Below are 16,014 nucleotides of genomic sequence, written 5' to 3'. Positions count from 1 at the left end.
GGTTCCTCGGTTCCTCGGTCCGTCATGTCACTCCCGCCCCCGCGCCAGGTAGTCGGCCAGGCTCAGGGCCGCCCCCGGTCGCTCCGTCGACGACGGCGTGCGCTGCCGTGTGCCCTGGGACGGCGACTGTCCGGCCGTCACTTCCAGCCGCCCGATCTGCACCTGCACCACCTGTTCGGGGGCCCGCGAGGGGCGCCGGGCGGCGGCCTGCCGTACGGCGTCACGTGCTGCCGCCGTGTCCGCGGCGCTGGGCCGCAGGGCCCCGGTTCCGGCGGTGGGGGATGCGGCGTCCGTGCCCGGGGGGACGGGCACGGACGCCGCGGTCCGGGATGCGCCCCGCTCCGGGCGCCCACGGCCCGCCGCCCGCTGAACGGCGTCCGGCGCGGGCCGGGGGCCGGACGCGACCGGCGCGACGGGACGCAGCAGCGGCGCCTCGGGCAGAGTTCGCGGGGCGGGTCGCGGTGCCGGGTCGGCCGGGGCGCGTTCGGTGCGTACGACCGTCCGCTCCCGTTCCGTGTACAGCCGCGCGGCGGGCGTCGCCGGGGACGGCCTGTCCCCCGGCCGTACGGCGGACGGCGTGGTGGCGGGCCACAGCAGGTCGGAGCCGTCGTCCGGTTCCGGTGCGGTGGCCCGTACCGCCTCGACCCGCTCGAACGGGCCGGGCAGGCGGGGACGTACCCGCACCACACCGGGGCGCGGACCGACGGCTGCCGGGGCGTGCCGGGCGATCAGCCGGTCGAGGAAGTCGGGAACCGGCGCCCCGTCCGCGTCAGACATCCGCACACAGCTCCAGGTAGTAGCGGCGCCGCAGCGGGCTGAGCGCCATGATTTCCGGCTCGCTCCAGCCGTACGACGTGGCGAGCAGGTGGACGTCGAGCAGCAGATCCCTTGCCCAGGCGTCCAGTTCGGTCCACAGGTAGGAGGCGATGTCCAGCTCGGCCCGGGTGGCCTCGCCGCACTCGGGACAGGCGATGTTGAGCGTCACGTCGGCGCCGGGGTCGGCGGACTCGACGGCCTCGGCGATCCGGCGCTGGACCGGGACCGGGAGGTCCTCGGCGGGTACGGCCGCCCCGGCGTGCTCCGCCGAGACGAGGCACCGGGCGAGGAGGGCGGCGCGTGGGTCCGCCGCCCGGGCCGCCGCCGTCAGGTCAGCGGTCCCGGGCAGCCGGAACTCCACGTCCCAGCCGTCCTGTTGGACGCGCACCACGGAGCCACCGGACCCGATCCGACCGCTCAGCGAGTGCGCGAACTCCCCGGCGTCCAGGTCGAACTCCATGTCCTCCCCGCATGCCGCGCAGCCCAGCCGCACCTGCATCCGCTCCCCGAACAGGGCGCGGCGCAGCGCGAACAGGTCGGCCTCGCGCTCCCCCACCGGCAGCACCGGCAGGGTCGCGGCGTCGACGTCCGGGCGCGCCGTGCGGTGCAGCAGCAGGGCGCGCCCCGTCGACGCCTCGTCGAGGCCCGCCTCCCAGGTGGCCAGCAGCTCGGCCGCCCCCGTGATCGCCATGTCTTCCCCCCTCACCTACCCGCTGGTCAAGCGGGGTTGAGGAACGACGGCTCCTCAGGCTCGGGCACCTCGTAGTCCCGCTCCCAGCCCTCGCACTCGAGCTTGAGCGACTGGATGGCCACCGCGTTGGCGTTGGCGTCCAGCTCGCCGAGGACCTGGTACTCGCTCGGCCAGGTCCGGTACAGCTTGTGCGAGACGGCGACCTGGCCGGCCTCGTTGAGGACCTGGATGACTATGTCCTTGCGGAAGTCGGCGAGGGACACCTCGGAGCCGAGACCCGCGCCGACCTGCCAGACCTTGTTGGCCCAGCGGTCGAACTCGGGGTCGTGGGTGACCCCGCGCTCCAGGGTGATGCCCTCGAACTCGGAGCGGCCCGGCGACTTGCGCGGGGAGGAGGGGTCGCCGCCGTGGCGGTGCTTGACGACCTCCGTCGTCCGCTTCAGCGGACTGATCTTGCTGATGCCGGCGACCGTCCGGCCGTCCCACAGGACGAGGAACTTGAAGTTCTTGTAGGGGTCGAAGCGATGCGCGTTGACCGTGAACTCAGCCATCGGATTCCTTCAGTTCTCCACGATTCCCCGCGCCTAGAGCGCGAACTGCCCGGACGTCTGCTGGATTTTGACGATCACGAACTCCGCCGGCCGGACCGGTGCGATGCCGACGAGGACGTTGACGATGCCGTTCTCGATGTCCTCGGTCGTCGTCGTGTCGCTGTCGCACTTGACGAAGTACGCCTCGCGCGGGGTGCCGCCCTTGAAGGCGCCCTGGCGGAAGAGGGTGTGCAGGTACGAGGAGGCGGCGAGCCGGATCTGCTGCCACAGGTTCTCGTCGTTGGGCTCGAACACCACCCACTGCAGGCCGCGCTGCAGGCTCTCCTCCACATGGAGGGCGAGCCGGCGCACCGGTACGTACTTCCACTCGCTGTCGAGCGCGTCGGAGCCCTCCAGCGTGCGCGCGCCCCAGACGACCGGGCCGGTCACCGGGAAGGTGCGCAGGCAGTTGACGCCGAGCGGGTTGAGCAGCCCGGTCTCGCGGTCGGTCAGGTTGACGGTGAGCGAGTGCACACCGGCGAGCCGCGCCTCGGTGCCGGCCGGGGCCTTCCACACGCCGCGCTCGGAGTCGGTGCGGGCGATGACGCCGGCGACCGCGCCGGACGGCGGGAAGGAGCGCAGCCGGCCCGTGAGCGGGTCGGTGAGCTGGAGGTGCGGGAAGTACAGGCCCGCGTGGTTGCCGCGCACGGCGTCGAAGGCGGCGAGCCCGGCGCGTGCGGTGTCGACGCTGACCCAGGTGCTCGGCGCGTCGACCAGCAGGAAGATCCGCCGCTCGGCGCACAGCCGCTGGGCGGCCGAGATGACGGTGAGGGCGTCCTCGGTCTTCTCGTACGCCGCGAGCTCCGGCAGCGCCAGCAGGTTGACGTCGGCGACGCCGCGCAGCGCCTGGATGCCGCTCTTGTCGCCCTCGGAGCCGATGAGGTCGCGCGGGCCGGGTGCCTCGCCGTCCTCGCCGCCCTCCAGCGGGAAGACCGGCGGGTTGACGGAGGCCTCCAGGCCCAGGTCGTTGGCGCACTCGCCGAGGAAGCGGACGACGTCCTCGGGGTCGGTGGAACCGGCGACGACCTGGATACGGCGGCCGAAGGCGGTGACCTCGGCGCCCGCGAAGGCGTGCTTGCCGGGGGCGTCGGGCAGGGCGCGCAGCTTGCGCTCGAGGAGCAGCGCCAACTCGGCGACGCTGCACGGGGCTTCGCCGTCGCAGTCGGGGTCGTGGAGCGTGAACTCGCGCTCCACCTCGCCGATCTTGACCGTCAGGTCGACCGCGAGGTTCGGCAGCTCGTGGCCGAACGGCTTGGAGACGGTGCCGGAGGGATCGGGACGGCCCTCGCCGACGACCTCGACTCGGATCAGCTTCGAGCCCGCGTTGATCACGGTCTGCGCATAGCGACCGTTCGCAGCGTCCATGGACAGGCCGGTGAAGCTCTCACGGGCCTCGCCCTTGGCGTCGTAGACGCGCAGGTTGAAGGTCTCGTCGGGGCACGGGGTGTCGTGGTCGACGGCGACCCGCAGACCGTTGCCCCAGACGCCGGGCTCCTTGGCGTGCACTTCGAGGACGGGGCCCTCGCTGTGGCCCTCGGTGGACTTGAGACTGGCACAGGCGGCCTTGCCGCTGCCGGCCTTGGCGACACGGACGATCACCGCGACGGTGCCGCCGTTGCCGAAGAACTGGTGGACCGCGTAGCCGACGGCGCTCCGGGCGCTCAGGCCGCCGAAGCGGCGCTCGAACTCCGTGAAGCTGGTGACGCGTACCGGCTCGTTCAGCGGACCGCGCCGGGTGTGGCCCACGAAGGCGGTCACGGACGTGGTCAGGGTCGAGATCGTGCGGGTGCTGCTGGGAAGCTCTTCGACGTAGACGCCGGGATACGTCGGCCTGGCGGCGCTCACCGCGCTCATCGGCATTCCCCCTCCTACTCCCTGTCTTGGGCACCGGACAAATGCACCAAGAGGTGGCGGAGGGAGGCATTCCCTTTCCGGCACGCGAAGACGCCCCCCACACGAGCGACGCTACGACGCACACCGCATTCAGTTCCCCCGTCTGCACCCCGGACTTGTCGGTCGCCGGGGCCAAGCAACGCGCTTGTGACTCCTGATGCTCAAGTGCTCAATCCACCTTGCGGTGTTGGAAGTTGACGGAACAAGGTGCCTTCAGGCCAGCCCGGCAGGGGGTTTGGTGAAGACCCCCTCCCGGCATCCGCACATCGTGCCTGCGCGCCCCGGCCAGGTGGTTCACGGAACCTGCACAGCGATGTCGCCACGGAGCACCCCGAGGGCTCTTGCCGGGACGGAAGCCCTTCATCCACCTCGTTCGACTGGTCGCACGCACATTCGACCTCCCCGAGTCGTACACAACACGCCTTGGCCGGTTTTCCGGGGGTGGATCCCCCAGCCATGTCTTGACATGGGCCTGAAACGATTCTTAGCTTGACCGAGTATTTAGATGTGTGAAACGAGTTCATACATGCGAACTGAGGGAGACATAGAGTTCCAAGGAGTGCTGTTCTTTCCGGTCACGCCGTTCGGCGCGGACGGATCGCTGGACGAGGAACGGCTCGCCCGGCACATCGAGTCCGGGGTCGCCGCGGGAGCGGGCGGCGTGTTCGTCGCCTGCGGCCCCGGCGAGTTCCACGCGCTGACGCCGGACGAGATCGAACAGGCCACACGGGTCGCCGTGCAGACGACCGCCGGCCGGGTCCCCGTCCTGGCCGCGGCGGTCGGCCCGCCCCCGATGGCGCGCGACCAGGCCGCCCGCATCGAACGCGCCGGCGCCGACGGCCTCCTGTTGCGCGACGGAGCGGTCGCGGTGCCCACCGGCCCGGGTCTCGGCGTCGCACTCGACCACGACGCCCTGGACCGGCGGCACGGGCTGTACGTGGACTGCGGGATGCGCTCCCGCGACGACACCGGCTACATGCGGCGGATCCGGCCGGAGTACGAAGGTCGGCTGCCCCGTTGGTGAAGCAGTGCCCACTCTCGCGCGAACGCCGCTACCGTGATCGACCGGCTTCCGCGCGGGAGAAGGAGTGACGGTGGGCGCAGACGGGTCGACGGCCGTGTTGGTCACCGGAGGCAGCGGGTTCGTCGGCAGCCATCTGGTCGAACGGCTGCTGGAGCGCGGCTACCGGGTCCACGCCACGGTACGCAGTACGGCCGCCTCGGCGAAGGTGCGACCCCTGCGGGAGATGCAGGAGGCACATCCGGGCCGCCTCCAGCTGTTCGAGGCGGACTTGTTGGCCGAGGGCTCCTTCGACGAGGCGATGACCGGCTGCCGGGTGGTGTTCCATGTGGCGTCGCCGTTCCTCATGCCGGAGAAGATCAAGGACGGCCGCAGGGACGTCGTCGACCCGGCTCTGCTCGGCACCCGCAATGTGCTGGCGGCCATCGAGCGGACACCCACGGTGGAGAAGTTGGTCCTCACCTCGACCGTGGGTGCGGTCTTCGGCGACTACGCCGACGTACTGGCCATGGACGACGCGGTGCTGTCGGAGCGCTGCTTCAACACCACCAGCACGGTGGAGAACAACCCGTACCACTACGCGAAGACGGTCGCGGAACGCGCGGCTTGGGACGCGGAGGCCGCCCAGGGCCGCTGGCGGATGGTGTCGGTCAACCCCGGCCTGGTCCTGGGCCCCTCCCTCACCCCGGCCTCCGAGTCGGGCAGCCTCTTCCTGCTGGAGGAGTTGTTCAAGGGCTACTTCTTCTACGGCGCACCCGACTTCAGCTTCACCACGGTGGACGTGCGCGAGGTGGCCGACGCGCACATCGCGGCGGCCGAGAACCCGGACGCGCAGGGCCGTTACATCCTCGCCGCCCCGACCATGACGTCCTCCCACGAGATGTCCCGCATGATCCGGGCCCGCCATCCCCGTGACCTGCGCCTCCCGCGCACCGCGCTTCCGCACTGGCCGGTTCGCGTCCTGGGTCCGGCGTTCGGGCTGAGCCAGGACTACATCCGCAAGCACCTCGGCATCCGGTTCCGGGTGGACAACAGCCGCAGCGTGAACGAACTGGGCATCACCTACCGTCCGATCGAGGAGACGGTCCTCGATCATTACGAAGCGTGGCGAAGTCAGCGCACCGCGAAGTGAATCCGGGCTCTTTCTCACTCAGAGCGTCGAAGGTCACAAAAACGTATCGGACATTTCACATGTCAATCTTCACGCGGGGCTCACAAGTTGGTTAGGTTACGCATCGGACCGCACGACGACCTCCGGCGAACCCCGCCGGGACGCGCGGCCTCCGCCGAGTCCGGTGCGCGCCCGCAAGGGTCCACTGGAGCCGGGGACCCAACCGAACTTGGGGTGAATCGGCCCAACCGCCCTTCGGGGCAAGGGCCGTAGGGCACACCTTCCGGAGACGACCGCCCGAACCCGTCAGCTAACTCGGTAGGCGGAGTACGGAAGGAGTACGTCACCCATGGCGCCGGAACGCACCGCGCGTCCGGGGGCTCTGAGCCTCCCTGGCATGCGCAATTCCGCACTCGCGTCGGCAGCCCTCACCTCTGTGGCCCTGCTCGCCCAGACGGCCAACGCAGCCCCTTCGGCCGCGGACGAGGGACCGAGCCGCGAGGAGGTCAGCCGGCGGGTCAGCTCCCTCTACGACCAGGCCGAGTCCGACACGGGGACCTTCAACGCCACCCGCGCGGCGACGACGGGGCCGCGAGCGCGTGCCGACCGGCCCACGGACGCCGCGCGCCGGCCCGCCGCCGCGCCCCGTGACGACGAGAGCAGGCACAGCGACCCCGCGCTCGACACCATCACGCGGCAGTGGTTCGACGCCGCCCGCGCGAAGGTGGGTCCGACCGTTCCGGCAGTGCTGCCGAGCGACCGGATGCCCGACCGCCCCGCCGGGACGCGGCCCGCGCGCCCGGCGAACGGCCCCGGTCAGGCACGGGAGTCGTCCGGCCGTGCCGCCCTGGAGCTGCCGGCCGCGCCGGTCGCCGAGTTGACGTCCGGTGCGGGCACCCGGACGGCTGCCGTGGCGGAGCTGACCGCCGGGCCCGTCGCCGCGCTGCCGGCGACTCCGGAGGCACCGCAGAAGGCGACGGCCGGAAACGCCCTCGCCCTGCCCGCCCCGGCCGCCGAACCCGCGGCCGAGCCGCAGCAGCGGTCCGCGCTGCGCACGACCAAGGAGCAGAACCAGCGCAAGCTCGACCGGGCACGCGCGTTGCTGTCCGCGTACAGCGCGCGGCAGAGCGCCCCGCTCGCGGCGATCGAGGCGGCACCGGTCACCGACACCTGGGGTGCTACGCGGACCCAGGTACAGCCCTCGGCCGATGAACAGTGGCAGGCACTGCAGGCACAGGGTCCCGCCGACCTCACCACGGTCCCAGCCGGCACGACGGCCTGGGCCGCGCCGACGCCCTGGCCCACCACGCCGGACCCGCTGACCGACCCACTCCCGGCGGTCACCACACCGGACCCGCTCACCGACCCACTCCCGGCAGTCACCGCGAGCCCGGCCATCGCCACGGCCCAGACCGCAATCCCAGGTCCGGCAACCACCGCTGCCGGCCCGGCCCTCGACACGAACCCGCTCCTCGACCCGAGCGCCGCCCTCACATCAACGGGCCCGCAGGACACCCGGGCCCTGCGCGCCCTGGACTTCGCCCGCGCCCAGATCGGCAAGCCCTGCGTCTGGGGCACGACGGGCCCGGAGGCCTACGACGGGCCCGGCCTCACCCAGGCCGCCTGGAAGGCCGCCGGCATCGCTCTCCCCCGCACCGCACCGGAGCAGGCGACCGCCGGCCGAGGCATCGCCATCACCTACGCCGAGCCCGGCGACCTGGTCCTGTTCCACGTCGGCCACGTGGGCATCTGCTCCGGAACCGGCACGATGATCCACGCCCCCGGCCCGGGAGCCTCCATACGCGAGGAGTCGATCTACTACGCCGGGGAGTCGGCGATCCACAGCGTGATCCGACCCGCCTGAGCCGCCGTTGGCCCGTGTCCACCAGCACCTGGACATCGGGTAGGGCGACCGGATCCGCCAGGCGCTGAGGACGGTGGCGTAGGCGGGGTTCGCGGCGCCCGCCTCACCCCCGCCCTTCGGACGCCCGGCGGTCCGGCCTGCGCTGGGCCAGCCACAGGGCGACCGCCTCCGCGATCGGCTGCCCGGTCTCCAGCTCGACGAAGCCGAACTGGCCGCTCTGGTTGCACTCCAGGAACCACCAGATGCCGTCCTCGTCCTCGGCGAAGTCGAAGGCCGCGTACGCCAGTCCGGCGAGGGTGACGTACGCGTGCACCGCCTTGCCGATGCGGTCGGGAACCGGGACCGGCTCCCAGGGGTGCCCGGTGTCGCCGTAGCGTCCGTCGACCTGGCCGGGTTCCGCGGTCTTCCGGGCGGCGAACATCCGGCTGCCGACGGCGGTCAGCCGGATGTCGGCCCGCTTGGAGACGTACCGCTGGAGCAGCGCGGGGCCGGCCGCGACGGCGGAGAAGTCCGCGTCGGGGCCGACGAGGGTGGTGGGGAGGGTCAGCGCGGGGGCGCCGGGCGGTGGCCCCGAGGCGGACTTCACCACCACGTCCCGGTACTCCTCGGCGAACTCCCGTGCCAGCCGGGGGGAGGTGGTGAAGACCGTCGGCGGTACGGCGAAGCCGCTGAGGTGGGCGACCCTCAACTGCCAGGTTTTCAGGCGGGCCTGGTCGGCGTTGCGCGGATGGTTCATCCACCGTGCGGCGGCGGAGTGGAGCATCCCGTACAGCGCCTGCCGGGTCTCGGCGGTCAGCCACTCCGAGGGGTGGGCGGCGTGTGCGGCCGGTTCGCCGGGCCTGCGCACCCATATGGAGCGCAGGCCCCGCATGCTGAGCACATGTCCGTTGACGGACAGGTGGCCGTCGAAGTCGCCGTGGGCGTAGTCGGCGGACAGCACGGCCTTGCCCGGCAGGTCGGCGGGGTCCAGCCGCATCACGGGCGTCCCCGTCCCGTGCAGCATGGCCACCACCATGTCGGCGGTCACGTCCTCCTCGGACGTCAGGATCAGTACGGTCATGCGCGCACGATCGTCAGTCGTCGAAGTGGGTCGCGGAGCCCGCGGTCGACGTCGTCGTGCCGACCGCGAGCAGGAGGTCCGGGTCACTGACGGCGGGGCGTCCGTCGGGCAGCACGTTCAGCTGCCGGGCCGGGTCGAAGTGATACGGCGTCACCGCGAGCGAGATCCCCTTGGGAAAGGCGTACTTGAGGGTGAACGGTTGCACTTTAAACCTCCATGGCGTGTTGTTTGAATTACCGTCACTTACGCGCCGCTTGCGTAAGGAATTCATCACTTTCCGCCACATCGGCGTGAACGTAGTCACACCCTTCACAGGAAACCCAAAGGCCTCTGAACCCGTCAGGCCTTCGGCGTACCCGCTCGCAGTTCGCGCAGCAACCGCGGTGCCGCCTCGACGAGTTGATCCAGCTGGTGGTCGAGCAGCGGGATGAACTCGTCGAGCGAGTCGGCGAGGGACTCCGGGATCTCCAGCAGGTAGCGGTAGCCGCTCTCGGCGTCCGGATCGTCGACGCCGATGTCCGACTCGGCGGAGAACGCTTCCTGAGACATCCCCACCACCAGGCTGCACACCATCTCGCGGCCGTCCTCGAGAGTGAGAGTCACAGCCAGGACCTGCGTCCCCGGAATGGCGCCGTACTTGGCGAACTCCCGCCAGGTGACGTCCGGTTGGTGCTCCAGGAACAGTTCGTATCCCAGTTTCCGCAGCCGCTTTGCGGCACTCCACTGGGCAATGGGCAAACGCTGGGCGTCGCGATCGGCCGTGTCCACGGGCCGATCATAGGAGCAGCGGCTCCGGCACGCCCTGGTCGAGCGCCCGCGCCGGCCGGTCACCCGCTCGACCGGCCGGCGGCCTCACAGCCTTCAGCGCAACGCGCGCCTGTCCGCGTGCAGCGGGGCCGAGAGCCGGATGGTGATGAACTCGTTGTCGTCCGCCTTGCCCGCCGTACGGCCGGACGAGAAGGGGAAGTTGTTGTCGTTGAGGACCGCCAGCGTGCGGTCGTCGACGAGGTTCACGTCCTCGATCGTCTGGAACGGGAAGCGGAAGGTTTTCCCGAAGCCGCCGAGCCCCTTGGGGTTGGCGATGTCCAGCAGGTCGGCGACGAGGGTCTTGTCCATCAGGCCGTCGCCGTCGCGGTCCCGGGTGTCGGCCAGATAGATGCGCTTGAACTGGGCCGTGTCGCCCTGTCCGCCGTCGCGCTCGATGACCAGGAAGCGGTGCCGGTCGACGGCGATGGCGTCGCCGATGGCGTTCACGGTCGACTCCAGCCGATAGACGAACCGCTTGCCGGTGTAGGCGCGCTTACGCAGGTCGAACTCGCTGAAGCGCAGGTCGCCGGGGGTGTCGCCGGTCACCGTGCCTTCGAGGAGCGGGTAGAGGCGACGGCCGTCCACGGAGCGGACCATGCCCTCGAAGCCCTTGCTGCTCGCTATGTTCGGCTCGCCGCCGTTCAGGTACGGGTTCTCCGGCGCCCTCACCCCCTCCAGCGCGATGGGAGCCTCCAGGAGACGGCCACGGGCGGAGAAGTGCAGCAGCCAGGGGCCGAACTCGTCGCCCGTCCAGTACGTCCCGTCCGGCATCCGCACGATCGACTCGACGTCGAAGTCGGGGCCGGTGAGCACCCGGTCGGCCCGCGTGAGCGCGAACGGCACGTGGCGGTCGGGGTCGCTCAGGTTGAACCCGCCGAGCACCTTGACCTTGCCGGTCCGCGTGTCCGGCTCGACGCGGTGGACGCGGAGCAGGAAGTCGGCGCTGTTGGCCTTGTTGCCGTACCCGTTGTCCGAGAGCACGTCGAAGGTGCCGTCACGCCGGTTCACGACACCGCTGAAGCCCTGCACCGGCTGGTGTGCGAAAGGCGCCGCGATCCCGTTGAAGGGGCCGGCTCCGATCGCCGAGCCGGACGGCTCGCTGCCCGGCACGAACGTCTCGGCCGGCAGCGACGCGAAGCCGGTCAGCGTGGCCCGGCCGAAGTCCTGTCCGCCCCGGTCGGCCACGGCGGGAGAGGCGAGGGAGACGGTCAGCACCGCGGCGCTGACCATGATCGAAATCGAAGTTCTTCTCATGGCGTGCACGGTAAGAGCACCGAGTGACGGATGTGCCAACGACGGACGTCCTGCCGGTTCAGGGCGTCGGCGTCCCTCCGCCCCGGAGCCGCTCCAGGTCGGAGGGGCGGACCTGGATGACGAGGAGGGCGATCACCGCGGCGATGCCCGTGAAGATCGCGGCCACGATGAAGGCGGCGGAGACACCTGAGGTGAGGATCTCGTCGGCGTACTGCGACGGCAGCTGCCCGGTGCGTTCGAAGCGCAGCCGCTCCAGTGGGGTCGCCTGGGACAGGAACGCGGGGATCTGTTTTTCGGCTTCGTTGCTGCTGGCCGTGCCGAACGTGGTGACCAGGATGGACAGTCCTAGGGAGCCTCCGACCTGCTGGGTGGCGTTGAGGAGTCCGGAGGCCGCGCCCGTCTCCCGCGTGGTCACGTTGGACAGCGCCATCAGGGTCAGGGACACGAACTCCATGCCCATGCCGAGACTGAAGACGAGCATCGGGCCCAGGATGCTGCCCAGGTAGGTGGAGTCGACGTCGGTCAGGGTCAGCCAGGACAGGCCCGCGGCGGCCAGGATCCCGCCCGTCACCATGAACGGCTTGGGCCCGTACTTCGGCAGGAGCTGCGAGGCGATCCCCGCGCCCACCGCGATGACCGCGCTCACCGGCAGGAAGGCCAGGCCGGCCTGGAGCGGGCTGAAGTTCAGCACGTCCTGCACGAAGAGCGTGAGGAAGAAGAACATGCCGAAGATCGCGGCGGCCAGGCTCAGCATCATGCCGTACGTGCCCGCCCGGTTGCGGTCGGCGAACATGTGCAGCGGCGTGATGGGCTGTCTGGAGCGCTGTTCGACCAGGACGAACAACAGCAGGAAGACGACGGCCGCCCCGAACGCGGCCAGGGTGAACGCGTCCCGCCAGCCGTCCTGCGCGGCCCGGATGAACCCGTACACCAGCAGCACCATGCCGATGGTGGAGGTCAGCGCGCCGGCGATGTCGAAGTGCCCGGGGTGGCGTTCGGACTCCCGGATCCAGCGCGGGGTGGCGAGCACGATCAGCAGCCCGATGGGCACGTTGACGAACAGCACCCAGCGCCAGTTGAGCCACTCCACGAGCATGCCGCCCGCCAGCAGTCCGATCGCGCCGCCGCCCGCCGAGACCGCGGCGAAGACTCCGAACGCGCGGTTGCGTTCGGGCCCTTCACGGAAGGTCGTACTGATCAGGGCGAGGGAGGTCGGGGACGCGATGGCGCCGCCGACACCCTGCAGGGCGCGGGCGGCGAGGAGTTGCCAGGAGTTCTGGGACAGTCCGCCCAGCAGCGAGGCGAGGACGAAGAGCAGCACGCCGAAGACGAACACGCGTCGTCTGCCGAGGATGTCGCCCATCCTGCCGCCGAGCAGGAGCAGTCCGCCGAAGGTGAGCGTGTAGGCGTTGACCACCCAGGACAGGCTCGTCGTGGAGAAGTCGAGCGAGCGCTGGATCTCCGGCAGGGCGATGTTCACGATGGTGATGTCGAGCACCACCATCAGCTGGCACGAGGCGATGACCAGCAGCGCCATACCGCTGCCACGGCCCTCGCTCCGCTCCGTGTCCTGCGGGGTGGTCCGTGCTTGGGGTGTCGGCTCGGGATTGCTCATGGCATCGCGCCGTGACGGGGGTTCGGTGGCTGGTTCCCGCCACCATTCGACGGTACGCCGCTGCCGGACGGGCCTCCAGTCGATCACAGGGCCGGGCCGGGCCCCCCGCGACTCACGCAGGTCAGCGAGCGCCGCGGATCAGGCCCGTCAGGTAGCGCCACAGCGAGGAGCGCTGCCGTGCCGACCGGTCCGGCAGCACCGCGTCGGCCGATGCCGATGCCGGTGCCATCTCGGACGCCGTGCCCGCTGCCGACCCCGATGCCGTCGGCTGTGCAGGCCCGCGCTCGGGCGTCGCAGCGAGTTCGTACCGTACGGGCAGCGAGCGCAGGCCGCGCATGAACGGCGAGGAGCGCCACGGGAGTTGGTCGGCCGGCAGGGCGAGGTCCAGATGGGAGAACCGCTCGAAGAGCCGGCCCACGCCGACCGCAGCGACCGTCGACGCCAGCTCGCGGGCCGGGCACTGGCGGCGGCCCGCGCCCCAGGACAGGTGTGCCCGGGTGCTGATCGTGCTGCCCTGCGCGACATGGTCGGCGAAGAGCGGGTCGGCGTGCGCGGCGGCGGAGGAGACCCACACCGGGTCGCCCGCGCGGATCGTGTAGTTGCCGAGCGCGGTGTCCTCGGCGGCGAAGCGCGGTACGAAGTTCACCAGCGGCGGCTTGCGCATGACCACCGGTTCATGGTCTCCCTGATCATCCCGGCGGACAGGCTGGCGCGCACGCCGCCGTCGCCGTCGCCGTCGCCGTCCGAGGAGATGACCTCGCCCACCTGGGATTCCATCGTCCCGCCGCCCTCCGACACTCCCCGCACCGGCGTACTACCAGACAGTAGCCGACAACGCTCGGGACCCTGTCCCAGCGGTCCCGCACGGGTGCACGACGGGGGCGGCGGACGTCAGCCGCCCGTCGGCGGGATGTTCTGGTTGGCGTGGAAGAAGTTGTCCGGGTCGTAGGTGTGCTTGGTCGCGGCAAGGCGGTCGAAGTGGCCGCGGTAGGTGGCCCGGACACGGTCCGTGCTCTCGGCCTCGCCGATGAAGTTGACGTAGGAGCCGCCCATGGAGTGCGGGTGCAGGTCGGTCCAGTAGTCGACGCTCCACTGCCGGATCAGATCGGCGTTGGCGGGGTCCGGGTCGATTCCGGCGATCACTCCGGACCAGACGGCGTCCCGGTAGGCCCAGGCCGTGTCGTCGGGGCCGACCTCGTGGGCCGCCGCGTCCACGGGGTACAGGTGCATCAGCGACAGCGCGGTCGGGATGTTCTCGCCGTACTTGTGGTGCACCTCGATCGCGGCGTCGGAGATCGAGTCGAAGAAGTCGCCGCGCCAGTACCACTGGTAGCCCTTGGGGATCAGCTCGTCGAACATGCCCTGCAGCGCGGGGTAGGGCATGGGCGTGGTGAAGTGGAAGGCGGGCGGCGCCGGTTCGTTCACCGCGGTCAGCGTCTGCTCCAGGCGGTCGCCCTGCATGTCACCGGTGTAGCACCAGACGACACCGCACATCTTCTGCCCGTGGATCGGCTCGGGGAACGGCGGCCCGGGCGGTATGACGAAGACGCTGAAGAAGCCGTACAGGTCCTGTGGCGCCGCGGGCAGGAACTCGCGGTACCAGCGCAGCACTTCGGGGGTGCGGTCGACCGGCCACACCGTCACCGCGACGCCGACCGTGTCCACCGGGTGCAGCCGGAAATTGAACGACGTGACGACGCCGAAGTTTCCTCCGCCGCCTCGCAGCGCCCAGAACAGGTCCGGGTGATCCTCCTCGGAGGCGGTGACGAACGTTCCGTCGGCGAGGACGACGTCGGCGGACTGGAGGCTGTCGATGGTCAGGCCGTACTTGCGGGTGAGGTAGCCGTGGCCGCCGCCGAGGGTGAGGCCGCCCACGCCCGTCATCGAGATGATGCCGGCCGGCACACCCAGACCGAAGGTGTGGGCGGCGTGGTCCAGGTCGCCCAGCTGCGCGCCGCCGGCGACCTGTGCCGTCATCGCGGCGGGGTCGACGCGCACCCCGCGCATGGTCGACAGGTCGAGGACGAGCCCGTCGTCGACCAGGCACAGGCCCGGTCCGCTGTGGCCGCCGCCCTTCACCGCGAGCTCGACCCCGGTCTCCCTGGCGAAGGAGAGCACCGCCCGCACGTCCGCCACGTCCACGCACTGCGCGAAGGCCGCGGGGCGCCGGTCGATCATGGCGTTGTAGATGCTGCGGGCCGCGTCGTAGCCCGGGTCCTGCTCCGTGATGACGGGCCCCCGCACTGCCTCACGCAGACCTTCGAGTGCCGTTCCGTTGATGCCGCCCATGGCCGGACCCCTCTGTGTGGCTACGGTGAGCCGCGGACGGATGACGGCGCTTGACGTCCGGGCGGGCAGCGGGGGCGTGGTGCGCGGGTCCGTTCGCACCTCGTGTCGATGTCGGCAGGACGCATGGGCCCCGCCACATCCCAGTCTTCACCCAGCCGTGGACGGCCGCATGTCGGCGGCAGGCGTAGGTTTTCTCGTCCGCCCGGTGTCGGTCCGCCCGGTGTCAGACCAACTCCTCGGCGGACCTCGCCCCTTGATCGCGCAGCCAGGCGACCAGCGTGGGGTGGCCCGAGCGCTCGGCGGCGTCCAGCGGGGTCAGCCGGTCGTAGCCGACCCAGTTGACGTCACCGCCGCGTCGCAGCAGGTAGTCGGCCATCCCCTGCTGTCCGCCATGGCAGGCACACCACAAGGCGGCGGTGATGTCCTGCGCGGCCGGCGGCTCGGACTCGGACGTGAAGCACGCGGCTACCCGGTCGGCCTCGCCGAGGGCGGCGGCCTGCCACAGGTTGGCGCGGGCGCCGCGTGCCACCAGCCGCCGTGCGCTCTGCCACTGCCCGAAGGCCACCGCGTCCGCCAGCGGCGTGCCGTCGCCGATCACCCCGCCGTCCGCCTCGATGTCCGCGCCCAGGTCGAGGAGGGTGTCGAGGACGGGCACGTCGTCGCTGCTGGCCGCCCAGTGCAGCGGGGTCTCGCGGTGCGCGCCGGTGAACCGGGCGTTGACGTCCGCGCCCGCGTCGACCAGCACGGTCACCGTGCGGGGACCGCCCGGCACGTGGCCGGGCCAGTCGGTGGCGACGTGCAGCAGGGTCCGGGTGCTCTTCATGTTGCCCACCCGCGCCGTCGCCAGTCCCGGATGCGCGGTGAGCAGGTCCTGCAACGCCGCCACGTTGCCGGTCCGGATCGCTTCGACGGAAGCACGGGCCAGCGGAGCGGTCGTATCGATCAACATCGGGTCACCTCCCAGGTCCCCACCTGCATAACACGGCCGACTGACAACGCCTCC

The 16,014-nt window shown here is 71.2% G+C and carries 14 protein-coding genes, 1 pseudogene and 1 riboswitch; of the genes and pseudogenes, 3 read left to right on the top strand and 12 right to left on the bottom strand.

Annotation, left to right across the window (positions count from 1 at the left end; genetic code table 11):
* Positions 1–27: 27 nt before the first annotated feature.
* From OG331_RS42535 to OG331_RS42520, 4 genes are read right to left on the bottom strand one after another with little or no spacing between them, the layout of a single operon-like run.
* On the bottom strand, positions 28–777 hold the full coding sequence (locus OG331_RS42535; protein WP_406207164.1) for a hypothetical protein: 750 nt from the start codon (positions 775–777) through the stop codon (positions 28–30).
* Entirely contained in the window at positions 770–1,507 is a 738-nt protein-coding gene (locus OG331_RS42530; RefSeq protein WP_406207161.1) for a hypothetical protein, read from the bottom strand. Before OG331_RS42530 ends, OG331_RS42535 begins: the two co-directional genes overlap by 8 nt.
* 26 nt (positions 1,508–1,533) lie before the next feature.
* Complete coding sequence (locus OG331_RS42525; RefSeq protein WP_004003113.1) at positions 1,534–2,058, bottom strand: phage tail protein; 525 nt, start codon at positions 2,056–2,058, stop codon at positions 1,534–1,536.
* 33 nt (positions 2,059–2,091) lie between these two features.
* Positions 2,092–3,957, bottom strand: a complete 1,866-nt coding sequence (locus OG331_RS42520) for a phage tail sheath subtilisin-like domain-containing protein (protein ID WP_406207158.1) — start codon at positions 3,955–3,957, stop codon at positions 2,092–2,094.
* 559 nt (positions 3,958–4,516) lie between these two features.
* On the opposite strand from OG331_RS42520, the gene OG331_RS42515 reads away from it, so the two are divergent.
* The 3 genes from OG331_RS42515 (at position 4,517) to OG331_RS42505 (ending at position 7,986) form a co-directional block, all read left to right on the top strand.
* Positions 4,517–5,014: a dihydrodipicolinate synthase family protein gene (locus tag OG331_RS42515; protein ID WP_406207155.1), complete on the top strand. Its 498-nt coding sequence runs from the start codon at positions 4,517–4,519 to the stop codon at positions 5,012–5,014.
* Positions 5,015–5,084: 70 nt separating this feature from the next.
* A complete protein-coding gene (locus OG331_RS42510; protein ID WP_406207152.1) occupies positions 5,085–6,143 on the top strand; it encodes an NAD-dependent epimerase/dehydratase family protein in 1,059 nt (352 codons plus the stop codon).
* A gap of 142 nt (positions 6,144–6,285) precedes the next feature.
* Positions 6,286–6,463, top strand: a riboswitch (cyclic di-AMP (ydaO/yuaA leader).
* A 56-nt stretch (positions 6,464–6,519) separates the two neighbouring features.
* Positions 6,520–7,986: a C40 family peptidase gene (locus tag OG331_RS42505; protein ID WP_406207149.1), complete on the top strand. Its 1,467-nt coding sequence runs from the start codon at positions 6,520–6,522 to the stop codon at positions 7,984–7,986.
* A 103-nt stretch (positions 7,987–8,089) separates the two neighbouring features.
* Here the strand turns inward: OG331_RS42505 and tgmB are convergent, their stop codons facing one another.
* From tgmB to OG331_RS42465, 8 genes and pseudogenes are all read right to left on the bottom strand, one after another.
* Complete coding sequence (gene tgmB, locus OG331_RS42500) at positions 8,090–9,046, bottom strand: ATP-grasp ribosomal peptide maturase (RefSeq protein WP_406207146.1); 957 nt, start codon at positions 9,044–9,046, stop codon at positions 8,090–8,092.
* 13 nt (positions 9,047–9,059) lie between these two features.
* On the bottom strand, positions 9,060–9,251 hold the full coding sequence (tgmA, locus tag OG331_RS42495) for a putative ATP-grasp-modified RiPP (RefSeq protein ID WP_328883330.1): 192 nt from the start codon (positions 9,249–9,251) through the stop codon (positions 9,060–9,062).
* Between the two features lie 134 nt (positions 9,252–9,385).
* Positions 9,386–9,814: a hypothetical protein gene (locus OG331_RS42490; RefSeq protein WP_406207143.1), complete on the bottom strand. Its 429-nt coding sequence runs from the start codon at positions 9,812–9,814 to the stop codon at positions 9,386–9,388.
* Between the two features lie 93 nt (positions 9,815–9,907).
* Positions 9,908–11,107 (bottom strand): esterase-like activity of phytase family protein, encoded by a 1,200-nt coding sequence (locus OG331_RS42485; RefSeq protein WP_406207141.1) that lies wholly within the window; start codon positions 11,105–11,107, stop codon positions 9,908–9,910.
* 58 nt (positions 11,108–11,165) lie between these two features.
* Positions 11,166–12,644 (bottom strand): MFS transporter, encoded by a 1,479-nt coding sequence (locus tag OG331_RS42480; protein WP_406210675.1) that lies wholly within the window; start codon positions 12,642–12,644, stop codon positions 11,166–11,168.
* Positions 12,645–12,843: 199 nt separating this feature from the next.
* A pseudogene (locus tag OG331_RS42475) lies at positions 12,844–13,508 on the bottom strand (cytochrome P450); the annotation flags it as partial.
* A 105-nt stretch (positions 13,509–13,613) separates the two neighbouring features.
* Complete coding sequence (locus OG331_RS42470; RefSeq protein WP_406207138.1) at positions 13,614–15,011, bottom strand: FAD-binding oxidoreductase; 1,398 nt, start codon at positions 15,009–15,011, stop codon at positions 13,614–13,616.
* 223 nt (positions 15,012–15,234) lie between these two features.
* Entirely contained in the window at positions 15,235–15,960 is a 726-nt protein-coding gene (locus OG331_RS42465; protein ID WP_406207135.1) for an ankyrin repeat domain-containing protein, read from the bottom strand.
* Positions 15,961–16,014 lie beyond the last annotated feature (54 nt).

Origin of the sequence: Streptomyces sp. NBC_01017 (genome assembly GCF_045162795.1) — a bacterium.
Lineage (GTDB): Bacteria > Actinomycetota > Actinomycetes > Streptomycetales > Streptomycetaceae > Streptomyces > Streptomyces machairae.
Note: the sequence above shows the minus strand (reverse complement) of the source record. Positions and strands in the feature narration are given on the sequence as shown.